Origin of the sequence: Pigmentiphaga sp., assembly GCF_019689535.1 — a bacterium.
In the GTDB taxonomy this organism is placed as follows: Bacteria; Pseudomonadota; Gammaproteobacteria; order Burkholderiales; family Burkholderiaceae_B; genus Pigmentiphaga.
This window is the reverse complement of the sequence record NZ_JADGHH010000066.1, coordinates 1-17,365: the sequence shown is the minus strand read 5'-3', so window position 1 is coordinate 17,365 and position 17,365 is coordinate 1. Positions and strand designations below refer to the sequence as shown.

The following is a 17,365-nucleotide window of genomic DNA, read 5'->3' as shown; positions in this document are numbered from 1 at the left end:
AATCTAATATTCGTTTGGCGGGCGCCGGGGGTCAGCGGCCCCCCCGCCCCACGAAGCTTGCAGCGCCAGTAGTATCTGAATACTATCCGGGGCGGGTAATGCCCGCTCCATCGCTCTTTAGGACATTTCATGAAGAAGCAGAAGATTCGCATCCGCCTCAAGGCGTTCGATTACAAGCTCATCGACCAATCGGCCGCTGAGATCGTCGAGACCGCCAAGCGCACGGGTGCCGTGGTTCGCGGTCCGGTTCCGCTGCCGACCCGCATCCGCCGCTACGATCTGCTGCGTTCGCCGCACGTCAACAAGACGTCGCGCGACCAGTTCGAGATTCGCACCCATCAGCGCCTGATGGACATCGTGGATCCCACTGACAAGACCGTCGACGCCCTGATGCGCCTGGACCTGCCGGCCGGCGTGGATGTGGAAATCGCTTTGCAGTAACGTGGTATTTGTGCCCGGCCCTTGAAAAAGCGGCCGGGCGCGGGCTATACTAGCCGGCTAGCCCTCTTAGGGTTTTCCCTTTGGGGCGTCTTTGCGCAGTTGCTGGCGTCTTTTTTGCCGGCCGCGCGAATCCGCTATACATCGAGTTTTGGCGCGGCGCCCTCGGGCGCCGCTGTCTGGGCGGTGCGCCTTGGCGCAGCGCCATTTTTAGCCCCGGCCAATCGTAGTCGGGAATGGAGAAAACGATGTCGACCCAATCGACGGCCTCCACGCCAGCCGCATTCCGGCTCGGCTTGGTGGGTCGCAAGGTTGGCATGACCCGCATTTTCACGGACGATGGCGAATCCATCCCCGTGACCGTGCTGGACGTGTCGAACAACCGTGTGACCCAGGTCAAAACCCCGCAAACGGACGGTTACGCCGCCGTTCAGGTCACGTTCGGTACGCGCCGTGCATCGCGCGTCACCAAGCCCCTCAGCGGCCACTTCGCGAAAGCTGGCGTGGAAGCGGGCAGCGTGCTCAAAGAATTCCGCCTTGATCCGGCCAAAGTCGCCGAGTTCGCTCCGGGCACCGAACTGAAAGTCGAGTCCCTGTTCTCCGTCGGCCAGAAAGTCGACGTGACGGGCACGACCATCGGTAAGGGCTTCTCGGGCGCGATCAAGCGTCACAACTTTTCGTCGAACCGCGCCTCGCACGGCAACTCGGTGTCGCACAACTCGGCCGGCTCCATCGGTATGGCGCAGGACCCGGGTCGCGTGTTCCCCGGCAAGAAGATGGCCGGGCACTATGGCGACGTTCAGCGCACCGTGCAGAACCTCGATGTGATTCGCGTGGACGCAGAGCGCGGCCTGCTGCTCGTTCGCGGCGCCGTTCCCGGCCATGCCGGCGCGAACGTCATCGTTCGTCCCGCTGTTAAAGGAGCCTGAACATGGCAGATCTCAAGCTCCTGAATGACCAGGGCCAAGTCGCTGCGACTGTCAGCGCTCCCGACACCGTTTTCGGCCGCGAATTCAACGAAGCGCTGGTTCACCAGATCGTCGTTGCCTACCAGGCCAACGCGCGCAGCGGCAATCGCGCGCAGAAAGATCGTTCCGCCGTCAAGCACACGACCAAGAAGCCCTGGCGCCAAAAGGGTACGGGCCGCGCTCGTGCCGGTATGACGTCTTCGCCCCTGTGGCGTGGAGGCGGCCGGATTTTCCCGAATTCGCCCGAAGAAAACTTCAGCCAGAAAGTGAACAAGAAGATGTACCGCGCCGGTGTGCGCTCCATCTTGTCGCAACTGGCCCGCGAAGACCGGATCGCTGTCGTCGAGAACTTCGTCGTCGATTCGCCCAAGACCAAAGTGGCCGCCGACAAGCTCAAGAACCTGGGCTTGAAGTCGGTTCTCATCATTACCGATACGGTTGACGAAAACCTCTATTTGGCCACGCGCAACCTGCCGCACGTGGCGGTGGTCGAGTCCCGTTATGCCGATCCGCTGTCGCTGATCCACTACAACAAAGTGTTGATCACCAAGCCTGCGATCGCTCAGCTCGAGGAGATGCTGGGATGAGCAACGACCGTCTGCTCCAGGTTCTGCTGGCGCCGATCGTCTCTGAAAAGAGCACGTTCATCGCAGACAAGAACCAGCAAGTGGCTTTCCGCGTCCTGCAAGACGCCACCAAGCCTGAAATCAAGGCTGCCGTCGAACTGCTCTTCAAGGTGCAGGTCGAGTCCGTGCAGGTCCTCAACACCAAGGGCAAAGTCAAGCGCTTTGGCCGCTTCATCGGTCGCCGTCGCAATGAGCGCAAGGCGTATGTGTCGCTGAAGCCGGGTCAGGAAATCGACTTTGCGCAGGAGGTGAAGTAAATGCCCCTCGTCAAGCTGAAGCCGACTTCCGCCGGTCGCCGTGCGATGGTGAAGGTGGTTCACCCCCACCTGTACAAAGGTCGCCCGCTCGACAGCCTGCTCGAAAAGCAGGTGCGCAGCGCCGGTCGTAACAACAACGGCCACATCACCACGCGTCACCGCGGCGGCGGTCATAAGCAACACTATCGCGTGATCGATTTCAAGCGCAACAAGGACGGCATTCCGGCCAAGGTCGAGCGCATCGAATACGATCCGAACCGTACGGCGCACATCGCCCTGTTGTGCTACGCCGACGGCGAACGTCGCTACATCATCGCCCCTCGCGGCCTCGAAGTCGGCTCGACGCTGATTTCCGGCAGCGAAGCACCCATCCGCGTAGGCAACACGCTTCCGATCCGCAACATCCCGGTCGGTAGCACGATCCACTGCGTGGAAATGATCCCCGGAAAGGGCGCCCAGATGGTGCGTTCGGCCGGCGGGTCGGCCGTGCTGCTGGCTCGTGAAGGCACCTATGCCCAAGTTCGCCTGCGTTCGGGCGAAGTGCGCAAGGTGCACATCGAGTGCCGTGCGACCATCGGCGAAGTCAGCAACGAAGAGCACGGCCTGCGCCAGATCGGCAAGGCCGGCGCCACGCGTTGGCGCGGCATTCGTCCTACCGTTCGCGGTGTTGCCATGAACCCGATCGACCACCCGCACGGTGGTGGTGAAGGTCGTACCGGCGAAGCCCGTGAACCGGTCAGCCCCTGGGGCACTCCGTCCAAGGGTTTCAAGACCCGCCGCACCAAGCGGACGAACAATATGATCGTCCAGCGGCGCAAGAAGAAGTAAGCGAGGCGAGCCATGTCACGTTCGATCAAGAAAGGCCCGTTTGTCGACCTGCACCTTTTGAAGAAGGTCGAGGCGGCTACGGCCGGAAAAGACAAGCGCCCGATCAAGACCTGGTCGCGTCGTTCCACGATCCTGCCCGAGTTCATCGGTCTGACGATCGCGGTTCACAACGGCCGTCAGCATGTTCCCGTTTACATCAACGAAAACATGGTCGGTCACAAACTCGGCGAATTCGCGCTGACCCGTACGTTCAAGGGTCACGCTGCGGATAAGAAAGCCAAGAGGTAAGCGCGATGGAAACCACAGCGAAAGTCCGTGGCGTACGCGTGTCGGCCCAGAAGGCCCGTCTGGTTGCGGACATGATCCGCGGCAAGCCGGTGGCCCAGGCCATCAACATTCTGACGTTTACGCCCAAGAAGTCCGCAGGCATCATCAAGAAGGTGGTGGAATCCGCCATCGCGAATGCCGAGCACAACGACGGTGCAGATATCGACGAACTGAAGGTGAAAACCATCTACGTCGACAAGGGCACCTCGCTCAAGCGTTTCGACGCCCGCGCCAAGGGCCGCGGCGTCAAGATCGAGAAGCAGACGTGCCACATCGTGGTTACGGTCGGCAACTAAGGAGCCACGATGGGACAGAAAATTCACCCGACCGGGTTCCGTCTCTCGGTCAGCCGTAATTGGTCGTCGCGCTGGTTCGCCAGCGGCAACGCTTATGCCGGCATGCTGGCGGAAGACATCAAGGTTCGCGAATACCTGAAGAAGAAGCTGAAAGGCGCTTCCGTGGGTCGCGTGGTCATCGAGCGTCCTGCCAAGAACGCTCGCGTCACGGTCTACTCGGCTCGTCCGGGCGTCGTGATCGGCAAGAAGGGCGAGGACATCGAAGTCCTGAAGGCCGATCTGCAGCGCCTGATGGGCGTGCCCGTGCACGTGAACATCGAAGAGATTCGCAAGCCCGAGATCGACGCTCAGCTGATCGCCGATTCGATCGCCCAGCAGCTCGAGAAGCGCATCATGTTCCGCCGCGCGATGAAGCGCGCCATGCAGAACGCCATGCGCCTCGGCGCCCAGGGCATCAAGATCATGAGCTCGGGTCGCCTGAACGGCATCGAAATCGCTCGTACCGAGTGGTACCGCGAAGGCCGTGTGCCCCTGCACACCCTGCGCGCCAATATCGACTACGGTACGGCCGAAGCCGGCACGACTTACGGCCTGATCGGCATCAAGGTGTGGGTCTACAAGGGCGACACGCTGGGCTCGGCAGAACTGCCCGCCCCGGAAACCAAGGACGAAGAGCGCAAGCCGCGTCGCGGCCCGCGTAACGATCGTGGCGATCGCCCGGGCAACCGCCCTGGCGCCGGCCGTGGTCGTGGCGGCCGCCGGCCCGAAGGCGAGGCGGCTGCCGCGCCTGAAGGCGGCGCCCGGCGTGCGCCGCGCAAGCCGGCTGCTGAAGCTGCAGCCGCGCCTGCCAAAGACGGAGAATAAGCATGCTGCAGCCATCGCGCAGGAAATACCGCAAGGAACAAAAGGGCCGCAATACCGGCCTGGCTACGCGGGGCACCAACGTCTCGTTTGGCGAGTTCGGTCTGAAGGCCACCGGTCGTGGTCGCCTGACCGCTCGCCAGATCGAGTCGGCCCGTCGTGCCATCACCCGCCACATCAAACGTGGCGGCCGCATCTGGATCCGCGTCTTCCCGGACAAGCCGATCTCGCAGAAGCCAGCCGAAGTCCGCATGGGTAACGGTAAGGGCAACCCCGAATACTGGGTCGCCGAGATTCAGCCGGGCAAGGTGCTGTACGAGATGGAAGGCGTCAACGAGGAACTGGCACGTGAGGCGTTCCGCCTGGCCGCTGCCAAGCTCCCGATCTCGACCGTCTTCGTGACGCGTCACCTCGGGACGTAAGGAGATAGCAATGAAGGCAAGCGAACTCCGTTCGAAAGACGCTGCCGAGCTCCGCAAGGAACTCGAGGGTCTGCTTAGGGCTCAGTTCAGTCTGCGCATGCAGCTGGCTACCCAGCAGCTTTCCAACACCAGCCAGCTTGGCAAGGTCCGCCGCGACATCGCGCGCGTCCGTACCGTGCTGCGCGAGAAAGCCGGGAAGTAAAAATGAGCGAAACCAAGCTGAAGCGTACGCTGACCGGTCGTGTGGTCAGCGACAAGATGAACAAAACGGTGACCGTGCTGGTCGAGCGTCGTGTCAAGCACCCGCTTTACGGCAAGATCGTCGTGCGTTCGAACAAATATCACGCTCACGACGAAGAGAACCAGTACAAGGTCGGCGACCTGGTCGAAATCGCGGAAAGCCGCCCGATTTCCAAGACCAAGGCGTGGTCCGTGGTTCGTCTGGTCGAACCCGCGCGCATCATCTAACGGTGCGTCGAAGGCAGCCGCCCCCGGGCGCTGCCTAGAAGCGAGAGCATGAAAACCGTGAGGGGCTCCCTCACGGTTTTTTTTTGCGAACTGTTCCGCGGCGCGGTCAACCATCGGGCGTGCTGAGGCGATCGTAGGACGGCTTGGGGCAGAAGAGAGATCCGGAGCAGTCCCAACGGAGCAACGAGGCGCATCGGCATGGACTTTGCTTTACCGCAGGCATCGCCGTTAGTGTTCTTGGACGGCCGGCCGGGAGCCGACATGTTCGCCGACCTCAAGCACATCTCGCACCATGCCGCCTGGCGCCGCCAGCTTGAAATGCTATTGGAGTCGGCTGGCGAAGGGATCTACGGGATAGATCTCAACGGACGCTGCATTTTTATCAATCGCGCGGGTGCCGACATGCTGGGCTACACCCCTGACGAGGTCGTCGGCCGGAACATGCATTACCTCATCCACCACTCCCACGCCGATCAACGGTTGATGCACGTGGAGGAGTGCCGGATCTTTCAGGCATTTCGCGAGGGCCGCGGCGTGCGGGTGGAGGATGAAGTGTTGTGGCGGCGGGACGGGACCTGCTTCGATGCACAGTATGCGTCATATCCCATCCGCGACGCAGGCCGGGTCGTGGGGGCGGTCGTCACGTTCTCCGACATTTCCGAGCGGCGTCGCATGGAGCGGGAGCTGCAGCGCTCATACGCCTTGCTGGAGCGCCGCGTGCAGGAGCGGACGGCACGCTTGCAATCTGCGCACGAGTCGCTGCGCAGGCTGTCGGCGCATTTGAGCTCGTTGCGGGAGGAAGAGCGGGCGCGTATCGCGCGCAATATCCACGACGAACTCGGCGCGTCGTTCACGGCCCTGCAGCTGGATCTGAACTGGCTCAGGCGCCAACTGACGCAGGCCCCCGATTTGCAGGCGCACGTCGAGCGCATGCTGGAAGTGGCGCAGGCGGCGATGGAGTCGACACGGCGCATCGTGAACGATCTGCGCCCGGCGGTTCTGGATCACCTCGGGCTGTGGGCTGCGCTGGAGGCGCTGCTGCAGGACCTGCAACTGCGCGCGGGATTGAACTGCCGCTTCGTGTGCACTCCCGAGGCCGAGCGTTGCAGGCTGGGCCGCAGCGCGGAGATCGAGGTCTATCGCATCGTCCAGGAGCTCGTGACCAACGTCAGGCGGCACGCACGCGCCCGTAGCTTGAGCCTGGTCGCAGAGGCCCGCAACGGCAGTCTGGTGGTGTCCCTGGAGGACGACGGGATCGGGATGTCGCTCTCCGAGCCGCTGCATACCTTTGGCATCCTGGGCATGCGGGAGCGGGCCCGCGCCATCGGCGCGGCATTCGAGCTCGACAGCGCTCCCGGCGCCGGCACGCGGGCGCGGCTGACCTTGTCCGATGTACCGGGGGGAACATGGGATTGAACGTTCTCGTCGTGGACGATCACATGATCATTCGCCGGGGGCTGGCTCGGTTGCTGGGCGAGGACGCCCGCATCGCGTCCGTGGACGAAGCGGGAGACGGGCCCGCCGCTTTGCGCGCCTTGCGCCGCGGAAACTACCACGCGATGGTGCTGGACATCGCGCTGGGCGAGCGGGACGGCTTGGACGTACTGAAGTCCGTCCGGGCCGAGTTTCCTTCGCTGGGCGTGGTGATGCTTTCGGTATATCCGGAATCCCAATTGGCGGTGCGTGCCTTGCGCAGCGGCGCGCATGCTTATCTCAACAAAGGGTGCGAGCCGGAGGAGCTGCTGGCGGCCTTGGTGCGGGCTGCCGATGGCAAGTCTTACGTGACGCCTGCGGTGGCGGAGCTGCTTGCCAGTACCGTCCGGCAAGATAGGCCGCAGGCGCCCCACGAACTCTTGTCCAACCGGGAGTTCCAGGTGTTGCAGTTGCTCGTTTCGGGCAAATCGGTATCGGCCATTGCCGAGCATCTCGCACTCTCGGCCAACACGGTTTCGACTTATCGCGGCCGCATTTTCGAGAAGCTCGGCGTGCACAGCATCGCTGAACTGGTCGATTATGCGCGCACGCATGCGCTGAACCCGATTTAGGGCGCACCGCACCAAGCTAGCGCGCCGGTGCACCGTGTAGTGGGAGCACTACAGCTTTTTCACGGGAATCGCGATACCGGCGGCAAGGCCATGCGCGCACACTGGAACCATGCCTGCCACGCCAAGCACGGCGTTGCGCCGGCCCATGCCTCCAGGGTGTCGTGCCATGAAGAAAGCCGGGTTCAGACTAGGCATCTACATTTTCAAGGACGCGGAAGTCATCGACTTTGCGGCGCCTTACGGGGTTTTCTCGGTGGCGCGCCGGTTCGACCCGGAGCTCGACGTCTTCCTGGTGGGGGAAGCGCTGCGCCCCGTGCAGGCGCAGGCTGGGCTGACGGTGCTGCCTGCTTACGGCTTCAATGATGCGCCGGCCATGGATGCGTTCCTGATTCCTGGCGGGGCCGGCACCCGGCAGGAAATGCACAACCGCCGATTGCACGAGTACATCGCCGCGCTGCCTGTCGAATGCTTGCTGACCAGTGTCTGCACGGGATCCTGGATCTATGCGCGCATGGGCCTGCTGGACGGCCGGGCGGCCACGAGTCGCAAGGAGCCGGATCGCCTTGAATCCTCGCACCTGGGACGCACGCCCATAGACCGCCTGGCCGCCTTGGCGCCGGCTTGCCGCGTAAGCCGTGCGAGGGTGGTGGACACCGGGCGCGTCATCACCGCCGGCGGCATCGCCAGCGGTCACGAGCTGGGGCTGCATCTGCTCCGGCGCGCGGGCTATGCCGAAGACTTCATCGAGGATACGGCCCGGGTGATGGAGTATCACCGCGCCTACGCTTTGTACAAGGAAGACATCGAATTTGCGCCGAGCTCTTCCGACCTCTCCTCTTCTTCCTCCTGATCGGAGTTCGCCATGAGCTTGTTTCAGAATCCCTTCGATGCGCAATCCCGGTTGTCATGCGCCTGCGGCCGTCATGCTTCCCAGGCCGAACACGATTTGGCGCAGCGGCGCGAGTCGTCCGAGGACTTGCAGGCACGTGCCGTGGAAGGCGCCGTCATGCGGGCGCTCTTTCCGCAGGATGCATTGCGTCGTGCCTTTCTCAAGGCGGTGGGAAGCGGGACCGCCATGGCGGCAGTGAGCACGCTTTTCCCGCTGGCCGCCGCGAAGGACGCCTTCGCGCAAGGCACGGGCGCGCTGGAGAAGAAAGCACTGAAGGTCGGCTTTATTCCCATTACGTGCGCCACGCCCATCATCATGGCTCATCCCATGGGCTTCTACGCCAAGCAGGGCTTGGACGTCACCGTCGACAAGGCGGCTGGCTGGGCGCTGATCCGGGACAAAGCGCTGGCGGGCGAGTACGACGCAGCCCATATGCTCTCGCCGATGCCGCTCGCCATTTCCATGGGCGTGGGAACCGGTAGTGCCATTCCCTGGACGATGCCGGCGGTGGAAAACATCAACGGCCAGGCGATCACGCTTTCGATCAAGCACAAGAACCGGCGCGATCCCAAGACCTGGAAGGGCATGAAGTTCGCCGTGCCGTTCGACTATTCGATGCACAACTATCTGTTGCGCTACTACCTGGCCGAGCATGGCATCGATCCGGACACGGACGTGCAGATCCGCGCCGTGCCGCCCCCGGAAATGGTGGCGAACATGCGGGCGGACAACATTGACGGCTTCCTTGCGCCGGACCCCGTCAACCAGCGCGCCGTATACGACGGCGTGGGCTTCATCCACACCTTGTCCAAGACGCTATGGGACGGGCATCCGTGTTGTGCCTTTGCGGCCAGCAAGGGCTTCGTGACTCAGATGCCCAATACGTATCGCGCGCTGCTCAAGGCCATCATCGAGGCGACGGCGTATGCGCACAATCCCGCCAACCGCAAAGAGATCGCCGCCGCCATCGCCGCCCCGAACTACCTGAACCAACCCGTCACGGTAGTGGAGCAGGTGTTGACAGGGACTTTCGCGGACGGCTTGGGCAAGGTGGTACAGGAGCCGAACCGCATCGATTTCGATCCCATGCCTTGGCAGTCGTTCGCCGTGTGGATCTTGACCCAGATGAAACGCTGGGGACAGGTCAAGGGCGAGGTCGATTACAAGAAAATCGCCCGCGAGGTGTTCCTCGCCACGGACGCCTTGCGGCTGATGAAGGAGGCGGGTTATCCCGTTCCTGACGCGCAGGACAAATCCTTTACCGTGATGGGCAAGCCTTTCGATCCATCCAAGCCGGACGAGTACTTGGCCAGCTTCAAGATCCGGAGGGCCTGATGCCGGTTGCACGACGCTGGAGGTCGGTCCTCGTATCGTTCGTCATCTTCGTGCTGGTGCTCGGCGCGTGGCAGGCGGCGACTCATTCCGAGGAGGCCGCGGCGGTGGTCGATCCCGCTTATGCCGCACTCGTGGGCAATGCCGCCGCGAGCGGCGGCAAGACGCCGTTTCCCGGGCCAGGCGAAGTCGCGGCACAGCTCTGGAGGCATTTGCAAGATCCCTTCTACGACCGGGGACCGAACGACAAAGGCCTGGGGCTGCAGCTTGCCTACTCCATCGCCCGTGTGCTCACCGGTTTTCTGTGCGCCGCATTGGTGGCCATCCCCCTGGGATTCCTGATCGGCATGTCGCGCACGCTGTACGAGGCATTCGACCCCTTCATCCAAGTGCTCAAGCCGGTCTCGCCCCTGGCCTGGATGCCGCTCGCGCTCTACACGATCAAAGACGCGAATCTCTCTGCGATGTTCGTCATCTTCATTTGCTCAATATGGCCGATGCTCATCAACACGGCTTTCGGCGTCGGCTCCGTCCGCCAGGACTGGCTGAACGTCGCGCGCACGCTGGAAGTCCCGCGCCTGCGAACGGCATGTAAGGTGATCCTGCCGGCCGCGGCTCCCACCATCATGACGGGCATGCGCATTTCCATCGGCATCGCCTGGCTCGTGATCGTGGCGGCGGAGATGCTCATCGGCGGCACGGGCATCGGCTATTTCGTATGGAACGAGTGGAACAACCTGTCCATCGCCAACATTATCTGTGCCATCTTGTTCATCGGGCTGATAGGCATGGCGCTGGACGTGCTGCTGGCGCGCGCCGCGCGCCTAGTCAGTTACCGGGAGTAGCGCATGAGCCGTCCGTTTCTTGAAGTCGAAGGCTTGGCCAAGCACTATCCCGGCCGCGACGGGCGCCCCGGCGCCCCCGTATTCGAAAACGTGACGTTCGGCATCGAACGCGGCGAGTTCGTTTGCGTGATCGGGCACTCCGGCTGTGGCAAGACGACCATTCTCAACATCTTGGCGGGCATCGATGCGCCCAGCGCCGGCACCATCATCATGGATGGCCGGGAGGTGGCGGGGCCGTCCCTGGACCGGGGGGTCGTGTTCCAGGCCCATGCGCTGTTGCCGTGGATGACCGCGTTGCAGAACGTGGAGTTCGGCGTCCGTTCGCGTTGGCCGGCATATACGCAGCGCGAGGTCCGGTCGCATAGCGTGCGCTACCTCGAGATGGTAGGGCTCGGCCATGCGCTCGACAAGAAACCTGCCGAGCTGTCCGGCGGCATGAAGCAGCGCGTCGGCATCGCCCGCGCGTTTGCCATCCAACCCAAGATGCTCCTGCTCGACGAGCCTTTTGGCGCTTTGGACGCGTTGACGCGGGGCACGATCCAGGACGAGTTGCTCGCCATCGTCCGCGCCACCGGACAGACGGTGTTCATGATCACGCACGACGTCGATGAGGCGATTCTGCTCGCCGACCGGATCCTGCTGATGAGCACAGGGCCGCGCGCCCGCATCGCCGAAACCGTGGCCGTGGACCTGCCGCGTTCGCGAACGCGCGCTTCGCTGCACCACGAAGCGCGCTATTACGAGATTCGCAATCGCCTCGTCGATTTCCTGGTCGACAAGGCAGCCAAGAAGGAGCCCGTAGCATCATGATGACCCGAGCCGAAGTGACCGAACTCATCGTCGCCCGCAAGATCGAGAAGAAGCTGAGCTGGGCGGAAATCGCCAAGGCCGTCGGCCAAAGCAAGGAATGGAGCACCGCCGCGTTGCTCGGCCAGATGGCGCTCACGCAGGCGCAGGCCGACGCGGTAGGCAAGCTGCTGGACCTGCCCGGCGATGCCGTGCTGCAGTTGCAGGTCGTGCCGTACAAAGGGTCCCTGCCCACCGCCGTGCCGACCGACCCGCTCATTTACCGCTTTTACGAGCTGGTCAATGTATACGGCACCACGTTCAAGGAGCTGATCCACGAGGAGTTCGGCGATGGCATCATGAGCGCCATCGACTTCAAGATGGACCTGTCGCGCGAAGTCGATCCCAAGGGGGACCGGGTGCAGATCGTCATGAGCGGCAAGTTTCTGCCGTACAAGATGTACTGATCGGATAGCGCCATCGCGCCCCGCCACCGTGCTTCGGAGCCGGGGCGCTGCCCGTCATCGCAATGTGAAGCGCGCCGTTTCCACGGACTGCGAGTCCAGGCCGATCTGCACCTCGAACTCCCCGGGTTCGACCACGTGCTCGAGCCGGGCGTTGAAGAACTTCAGCTCGTCTTCGCCGATCTCGAATTCGACGGTACGGGTTTCGCCCGGGGCGAGCGCGATTTTCTGGAACCCGCGCAGCTCTTTGACGGGGCGCACGACGGAAGCTGCTTCATCCCGGATGTAGAGCTGGACCACGGTTTCTCCGCCGCGATCGCCGGTGTTGGCCACGTTTACCCGGGCCACGATGCGGCCGCCGCGCCCCATGCGGTCGCTGCTGAGCACGACCGGCGACAGCGCGAACTCGGTATAGCTCAGGCCGTAGCCGAAGGGGTAGAGCGGGCCATTCTTCTCCTCGAAGTACTGTGAGGTGTAATTGCCCGGCTTGCCCTCGATGAAGGGCCGGCCCACGCGCGGGTGGTTGTAGTAGGTCGGGATCTGGCCGACGGAGCGGGGGAAGGAAATGGGCAGCTTGCCCGAGGGGTTGTAGTCGCCGAAGAGGACGTCGGCGATCGCATGCCCGCCCTCCGTGCCGCTGAACCATGTCTCGAGGATTGCATCGGCGTTGGCGCTTTCCCATTGCAGGTCCAGCGGCCTGCCGTTCATCAACACCAGTACGAGCGGCTTGCCGGTGGCCTTGAGCGCCTCGAGCAACGCGCGCTGGCTGGCCGGGATGTCGAGCCGGGTGCGGCTAGACGACTCGTGGGACATGCCGCGCGATTCGCCTACGGCAGCCACCACGACGTCTGCCTGTTTCGCCAGGGCGACTGCCTCGGCGATCATCTCGGCAGGCGGCCGGGGGTCTTGGAGGACTTCCTTTTCATCCCAGTTCAGGAAGTTGAGGTAATCCACGATCCGCTTGTCGTCGGTGACATTGGCGCCGACCGCATAGAGCAACCGACCCTTGCCGCGCAGGGCCTCTTCCATGCCTTGGCGCAGCGTGACCGACGATTCCCGCCGGCCGGCGGCGGACCAGCTGCCCATCATGTCCAGCGGGGCGTCTGCCAAGGGGCCGACCAGGGCGACCGTCGCGGACTTGCGCAGCGGCAGCGTGCGGTTCTTGTTCTCCAGCAGGACGATGGAGCGACGCGCCGCCTCGCGCGCGTCCGCCCGGTGCATGCGCTCCTCGGCATAGCGGTCGGCCGGGTCGTCGGCCGGCGATCCGATGCGCAGGTAGGGATCGTGGAACAGCCCCATGTCGTACTTGGCGCCCAGCACGTTGCGCACGGAGCGATCGATCTCCTCCATGCTGACTTCGCCCGACTCGACCAGCCCCGGCAGTTCCTGCCAGTACAGCGTGTCCGCCATGCTCATGTCGATGCCCGCCTTGATGGCAAGCTTGGCCGCCTCGCGCCCGTCCCGGGCGACGCCGTGCCGCACCAATTCGGTGATGGCGCCGTGATCGCTGACGGCCACGCCCGTGAACCCCCATTCCTTGCGCAGCAAGTCTTGCATCAGCCACGTGTTGGCGCTCGCAGGCATGCCGTTGATGGAGTTCAGCGCCACCATGACGCTGCCTGCGCCGGCATCGATCGCGGCGCGGTAGGGAGGCAGGAAGTCTTGGTACATGCGCATGGGGCTCATGTCGACGATGTTGTAGTCCCGTCCGCCCTCTACCGCGCCATACAGGGCAAAGTGCTTGACGCTGGCCATGATGCTGTCGCGCCGGGCGGGGGAGTCGCCCTGGTAGCCTCGCACCATCGCCTGGGCGATGCGCGAGACGAGGTACGGATCCTCCCCGAACCCTTCGGACATCCGCCCCCAGCGCGGATCGCGGGAGATGTCCACCATGGGCGCGAAAGTCATGTCCAGGCTGTCTGCACTGGCCTCGATGGCCGAGACGCGTGCGCTGCGTTCGATCGTTGCCATGTCCCAGCTCGAGGCAAGCCCTAGCCCGATCGGGAAGATGGTGCGATGGCCGTGCACGACGTCGTAGGCGAAGAATATGGGAATCCCGAGGCGGCTTTTCTTGACGGCCGCATCCTGCATCATGCGGTTGTCGACATGGACGACCGAATTGAAGGTCGCACCTATGCGGCCGGCGGCGATCTCTTCGACGATTTTCTCGCGCGGCATGTCCGGGCCGATGCTGATCAGGCGAAGCTGGCCGATCTTTTCCTCGAGCGTCATCTGCCCAAGCAGGTCGTCGATGAATGCCTTCTTGTCCTGCAGCAGCGCATGGTTGGGCGCCGCCGAGGCCGCCGCTGCCGCGAGCACCGCGCACAGCCCGGCTCCCAGCCACCGCCGGAAAGTATGGGCGGCGCGCCGGGCGAGGCGTCGTGGCGCGTGACGCGGGGCCGGCGTTGGACGGGAGTCGAGGTGTCGGGGGCAGGGGGATGCGTTGAAGGCCAAGTCATCGTCCTCCAGAAGATGAGAGTGCGGGAGTGGCGAGCGAAGTGTCGCCGTAGACACCCGGATTGTACGGGGCGCATCGTCTTGGCCCGGCCTTGGGCCCCGCCGGGGCGGCCTGGCTATGATACTGTCCGTTTCGACGACTTCCCGGCGACGGGGCGAGAGGCGGGCGTGCGACGCAAGCTTGTTACAACCGCGGCCGCTGCGAGGTCGCGGGAACACGGAATCATCGCGCTTGCGGGCGGTCCCAGGCTGGGGCCGGGTTCCGCCCCCTTGTATCGTTTCAGGAGATTTTTGTGCATTTTGCAGACGTTGCAGCCACCGTGCGGCGCAGGCTCGCGCTTGTATCGCTCGGTATCGCCACGCTCTTTTCCATGTTGGGTGCTGCCGCCGCACACGCGTTTTCCCTCGAGGACGTGACGGCGCGCGCCAAGGCGCTCATCGAGCGTCCGTACCAAGCTCCGGTGAGCAATCTGCCTCCCGAGTTCAGCAAAATGCAGTTCGGGGATTACCAGCGCATCCAGCCGCGTCGCGAGAAGTTCGAATGGCAGGACCTGAAGACGCCGTTCAAGATCGGCTTCTACCACCAGGGCATGCATTTCTCGACGCCGGTCGTGATCAACGAGATCGTCGATGGCCGCGTCCGCGAGATCAAGTACGACCCGGAAAAATTTGACTTTGGCGGCCTCTCGTTTGATGCGCAGGCCACCCGCAATCTCGGGTATGCGGGATTTCGCGTCCTTTATCCCATCAACCGCGAAGGGGTTCAGGACGAGATCATGAGCCTGCTCGGCGCGAGCTACTTCCGCGTGGTCGGCAAGGGGCAGGTATACGGATTGTCCGCCCGGGGCCTGGCGATCGACACGGCGTGGAAGGACGGCATGGCCGAGGAGTTCCCCCGTTTCCGCGAGTTCTGGATCGAGCGGCCCAAGCCGCAGGACCGGCACCTGGTCATTTATGCGCTGATGGATTCGCCCCGCGCTACCGGCGCTTTCCGGTTCGTCTTGCGTCCCGGCGAAGACACCGTGCTGGACGTCGAATCGCGGGTGTTCTTGCGGGGCACGATTCACAAGTTGGGCGTCGCACCCCTGACGAGCATGTTCCTGTATGGCCCCAACCAGGGGGTGCGCGGCAACAATTTCCGCCCGGCCCTGCACGATTCGAATGGCCTTGCCATCCACACGGGCAGCGGCGAGTGGCTGTGGCGCCCGCTGAATAACCCGCCCATGCTGTCGGTCAGCACGTTCCAGGTGACCAACCCCAGGGGCTTCGGGCTGTTGCAGCGGGGCCATGAGTTCCATCGCTACGAAGACCTAGCCGACCGCTACGACTTGAGGCCCAGCGCCTGGGTGGAGCCCAAGGGCGATTGGGGGTCGGGCAAGGTCGAATTGGTGGAAATTCCCACGCCGGACGAGACCAACGACAATATCGTCGCTTTCTGGACGCCGGACGTCTTGCCGCCGCAGGGGCAACCCATGCGGCATGATTACCGCATCCATTGGACACTCAACGAGCCGGCGCTGCTCTCGAGAGAGGTGGGCTGGGTCAAGCAGACCATTCGAACCGACGGCGAAGTGCGACAGGCGAATCTGATCCGGCACCTGGACGGCAGCACGGCGCTCCTGGTCGATTTCGAGGGACCGGTGCTCGCCAAGCTGCCGCCAGGCGTGCCCGTTCGCGCCGACGTCAGCGTGAGCGACAACGCCGAACTGATCGAAAACGTGTTGCAGCCGAATCCCGCCATCCAGGGCTGGCGCCTGACCTTGCGCGTGAAGGTCAAGGATCCGTCACGCGCAGTCGAGCTCCGCGCGGCGTTGGCCGAAGGCAATCGCGTGCTGACGGAGACCTGGAGCTACCAGTTGCCGCCGCGCGCGCCATCCGGTTCATAAGCGGCGCGAGGCGCTTTTCTGCGAAGGGCGGCCGCGATCGGGATCACGTTCAATGCGATTACCCGGAAGACGAGACCATGATCATCAAGAAACAAGAAGACGTCACCCAAGCCGTTCTGGCCGAGGCTGCCCGCGCTCCCGACCCCAGATTCCGCGAGATCCTGTCGGCCGGCGTGCGCCATTTGCATGCGTTTGCCAGGGAAGTGCGCCTGACGGAGGCCGAGTTCCACCAGCTGTGCGGGGTGATCGCGCGGCTGGGCCAGGCGACGACGCCGTCCCACAACGAAGTGGTGCTGGCCGCGGGCTCCCTCGGCGTGTCCGCGCTGGTCTGCCTGCTGAACAACGGCAACAACGGGCAGACTGAGACCACGGCCAATTTGATGGGTCCGTTCTGGCGCATGGGGTCGCCCCCCACGCCCAACGGCGGCTCCATCGTCCGCTCTCCCACGCCTGGAGACCCGGTCTTCGTCAATGCCTGGGTCCGCGACCAGGAAGGGCGTCCCGTCGCAGGCGCGGAAGTGGACGTCTGGCACAGCTCCACGGAGGGGTTCTACGAGAACCAGGATCCCGCCCAGGCCGACATGAACCTGCGCGGCAAATTCACCACGGACGAGGACGGGCACATCGCGTTCCGCACCATCAAGCCGGCCGGCTATCCGATCCCGGTCGACGGCCCGGTGGGCGATTTGCTGCGCGCCCAGGGCCGGCACAACATGCGGCCGGCGCACATTCATTTCATGATTTACAAGCCGGGTTTCAAGACCCAGTTCTCCCAGGTTTATTCGAGCGACGACCCGTACCTCGAGACCGACGTGCAGTTCGGCGTCACGGAAGCTTTGGTCGGCCAGTACGTGCTGCACGACGCTGCCATCGAGCCGGCGCCCGATCCTGAGTTGCGGGGCCGGTGGTATTCGCTCGACCACCATTTCGTGATCGAACCCGGCGAGGCCAAGCTACCCAAGCCGCCCATTACCGCCAAGGCCGACGGAGAAAGGCCCGTCCTGACGGTGCTCGAGCGCCGGCCTTGAGCCGGCATGCCGCGATCAAGCGCATTGGCCCGACCCTGCGGCCGCCGGCGCGCGGCTGCGTCCGCTCCATAGGGCGAGCAACAGGCCGATGGCGGTCAGGCCCGCGCCCGCCCAAGCTACCGAAGGCAGTCCCGCGCGCGAT

At 63.9% G+C, this 17,365-nt stretch carries 21 protein-coding genes; 20 read left to right on the top strand and 1 reads right to left on the bottom strand.

Going from position 1 to position 17,365, the window contains the following annotated elements; genetic code table 11:
- Window positions 1-129 precede the first annotated feature (129 nt).
- From rpsJ to cynS, 18 genes are all read left to right on the top strand, one after another.
- The gene (gene rpsJ, locus IRZ12_RS07885; RefSeq protein ID WP_087779994.1) at window positions 130-441 is read left to right on the top strand and encodes a 30S ribosomal protein S10; all 312 of its coding nucleotides are present in this window, start codon (window positions 130-132) and stop codon (window positions 439-441) included.
- 233 nt (window positions 442-674) lie between these two features.
- On the top strand, window positions 675-1,367 hold the full coding sequence (gene rplC, locus IRZ12_RS07880; RefSeq protein WP_296466758.1) for a 50S ribosomal protein L3: 693 nt from the start codon (window positions 675-677) through the stop codon (window positions 1,365-1,367).
- Between the two features lie 2 nt (window positions 1,368-1,369).
- Entirely contained in the window at window positions 1,370-1,993 is a 624-nt protein-coding gene (gene rplD / locus IRZ12_RS07875) for a 50S ribosomal protein L4 (protein ID WP_296466755.1), read from the top strand.
- On the top strand, window positions 1,990-2,289 hold the full coding sequence (gene rplW, locus IRZ12_RS07870; protein ID WP_087779997.1) for a 50S ribosomal protein L23: 300 nt from the start codon (window positions 1,990-1,992) through the stop codon (window positions 2,287-2,289). Before rplD ends, rplW begins: the two co-directional genes overlap by 4 nt.
- Window positions 2,290-3,117: a 50S ribosomal protein L2 gene (rplB, locus tag IRZ12_RS07865; RefSeq protein WP_296466745.1), complete on the top strand. Its 828-nt coding sequence runs from the start codon at window positions 2,290-2,292 to the stop codon at window positions 3,115-3,117.
- Between the two features lie 12 nt (window positions 3,118-3,129).
- The gene (gene rpsS, locus IRZ12_RS07860; protein ID WP_296466742.1) at window positions 3,130-3,405 is read left to right on the top strand and encodes a 30S ribosomal protein S19; all 276 of its coding nucleotides are present in this window, start codon (window positions 3,130-3,132) and stop codon (window positions 3,403-3,405) included.
- Window positions 3,406-3,410: 5 nt separating this feature from the next.
- Entirely contained in the window at window positions 3,411-3,740 is a 330-nt protein-coding gene (rplV, locus tag IRZ12_RS07855) for a 50S ribosomal protein L22 (RefSeq protein WP_296466739.1), read from the top strand.
- Window positions 3,741-3,749: 9 nt separating this feature from the next.
- Window positions 3,750-4,604 carry a 30S ribosomal protein S3 gene (gene rpsC, locus IRZ12_RS07850; protein WP_296466736.1) on the top strand — a complete coding sequence of 285 codons (855 nt, stop codon included), beginning with the start codon at window positions 3,750-3,752 and terminating at the stop codon, window positions 4,602-4,604.
- A 2-nt stretch (window positions 4,605-4,606) separates the two neighbouring features.
- Window positions 4,607-5,023, top strand: coding sequence for a 50S ribosomal protein L16 (gene rplP, locus IRZ12_RS07845; RefSeq protein WP_296466734.1), 417 nt, complete (start codon window positions 4,607-4,609; stop codon window positions 5,021-5,023).
- A 10-nt stretch (window positions 5,024-5,033) separates the two neighbouring features.
- Complete coding sequence (gene rpmC / locus IRZ12_RS07840) at window positions 5,034-5,225, top strand: 50S ribosomal protein L29 (RefSeq protein ID WP_296466731.1); 192 nt, start codon at window positions 5,034-5,036, stop codon at window positions 5,223-5,225.
- 2 nt (window positions 5,226-5,227) lie between these two features.
- Complete coding sequence (rpsQ, locus tag IRZ12_RS07835; RefSeq protein WP_296466728.1) at window positions 5,228-5,491, top strand: 30S ribosomal protein S17; 264 nt, start codon at window positions 5,228-5,230, stop codon at window positions 5,489-5,491.
- Window positions 5,492-5,689: 198 nt separating this feature from the next.
- On the top strand, window positions 5,690-6,907 hold the full coding sequence (locus IRZ12_RS07830) for a PAS domain-containing sensor histidine kinase (RefSeq protein ID WP_296466725.1): 1,218 nt from the start codon (window positions 5,690-5,692) through the stop codon (window positions 6,905-6,907).
- On the top strand, window positions 6,898-7,536 hold the full coding sequence (locus IRZ12_RS07825; protein WP_296466722.1) for a response regulator transcription factor: 639 nt from the start codon (window positions 6,898-6,900) through the stop codon (window positions 7,534-7,536). Before IRZ12_RS07830 ends, IRZ12_RS07825 begins: the two co-directional genes overlap by 10 nt.
- A gap of 166 nt (window positions 7,537-7,702) precedes the next feature.
- Window positions 7,703-8,386 (top strand): DJ-1/PfpI family protein, encoded by a 684-nt coding sequence (locus IRZ12_RS07820; protein ID WP_296466717.1) that lies wholly within the window; start codon window positions 7,703-7,705, stop codon window positions 8,384-8,386.
- Between the two features lie 12 nt (window positions 8,387-8,398).
- A complete protein-coding gene (locus IRZ12_RS07815) occupies window positions 8,399-9,760 on the top strand; it encodes a CmpA/NrtA family ABC transporter substrate-binding protein (RefSeq protein WP_296466715.1) in 1,362 nt (453 codons plus the stop codon).
- The gene (ntrB, locus tag IRZ12_RS07810) at window positions 9,760-10,602 is read left to right on the top strand and encodes a nitrate ABC transporter permease (protein ID WP_296466712.1); all 843 of its coding nucleotides are present in this window, start codon (window positions 9,760-9,762) and stop codon (window positions 10,600-10,602) included. Before IRZ12_RS07815 ends, ntrB begins: the two co-directional genes overlap by 1 nt.
- A 3-nt stretch (window positions 10,603-10,605) precedes the next feature.
- The gene (locus IRZ12_RS07805; RefSeq protein ID WP_296466709.1) at window positions 10,606-11,412 is read left to right on the top strand and encodes an ABC transporter ATP-binding protein; all 807 of its coding nucleotides are present in this window, start codon (window positions 10,606-10,608) and stop codon (window positions 11,410-11,412) included.
- The gene (gene cynS / locus IRZ12_RS07800; protein WP_296466769.1) at window positions 11,412-11,855 is read left to right on the top strand and encodes a cyanase; all 444 of its coding nucleotides are present in this window, start codon (window positions 11,412-11,414) and stop codon (window positions 11,853-11,855) included. The genes IRZ12_RS07805 and cynS overlap by 1 nt, the downstream gene beginning before the upstream one ends.
- A gap of 54 nt (window positions 11,856-11,909) precedes the next feature.
- Here the strand turns inward: cynS and bglX are convergent, their stop codons facing one another.
- Entirely contained in the window at window positions 11,910-14,180 is a 2,271-nt protein-coding gene (gene bglX / locus IRZ12_RS07795; protein ID WP_296466764.1) for a beta-glucosidase BglX, read from the bottom strand.
- A gap of 500 nt (window positions 14,181-14,680) precedes the next feature.
- Between bglX and IRZ12_RS07790 the strand changes: the two genes are divergently transcribed.
- Entirely contained in the window at window positions 14,681-16,195 is a 1,515-nt protein-coding gene (locus tag IRZ12_RS07790) for a glucan biosynthesis protein G (protein WP_296466761.1), read from the top strand.
- Between the two features lie 77 nt (window positions 16,196-16,272).
- Window positions 16,273-17,223, top strand: coding sequence for a dioxygenase (locus IRZ12_RS07785; protein WP_296466705.1), 951 nt, complete (start codon window positions 16,273-16,275; stop codon window positions 17,221-17,223).
- Window positions 17,224-17,365 lie beyond the last annotated feature (142 nt).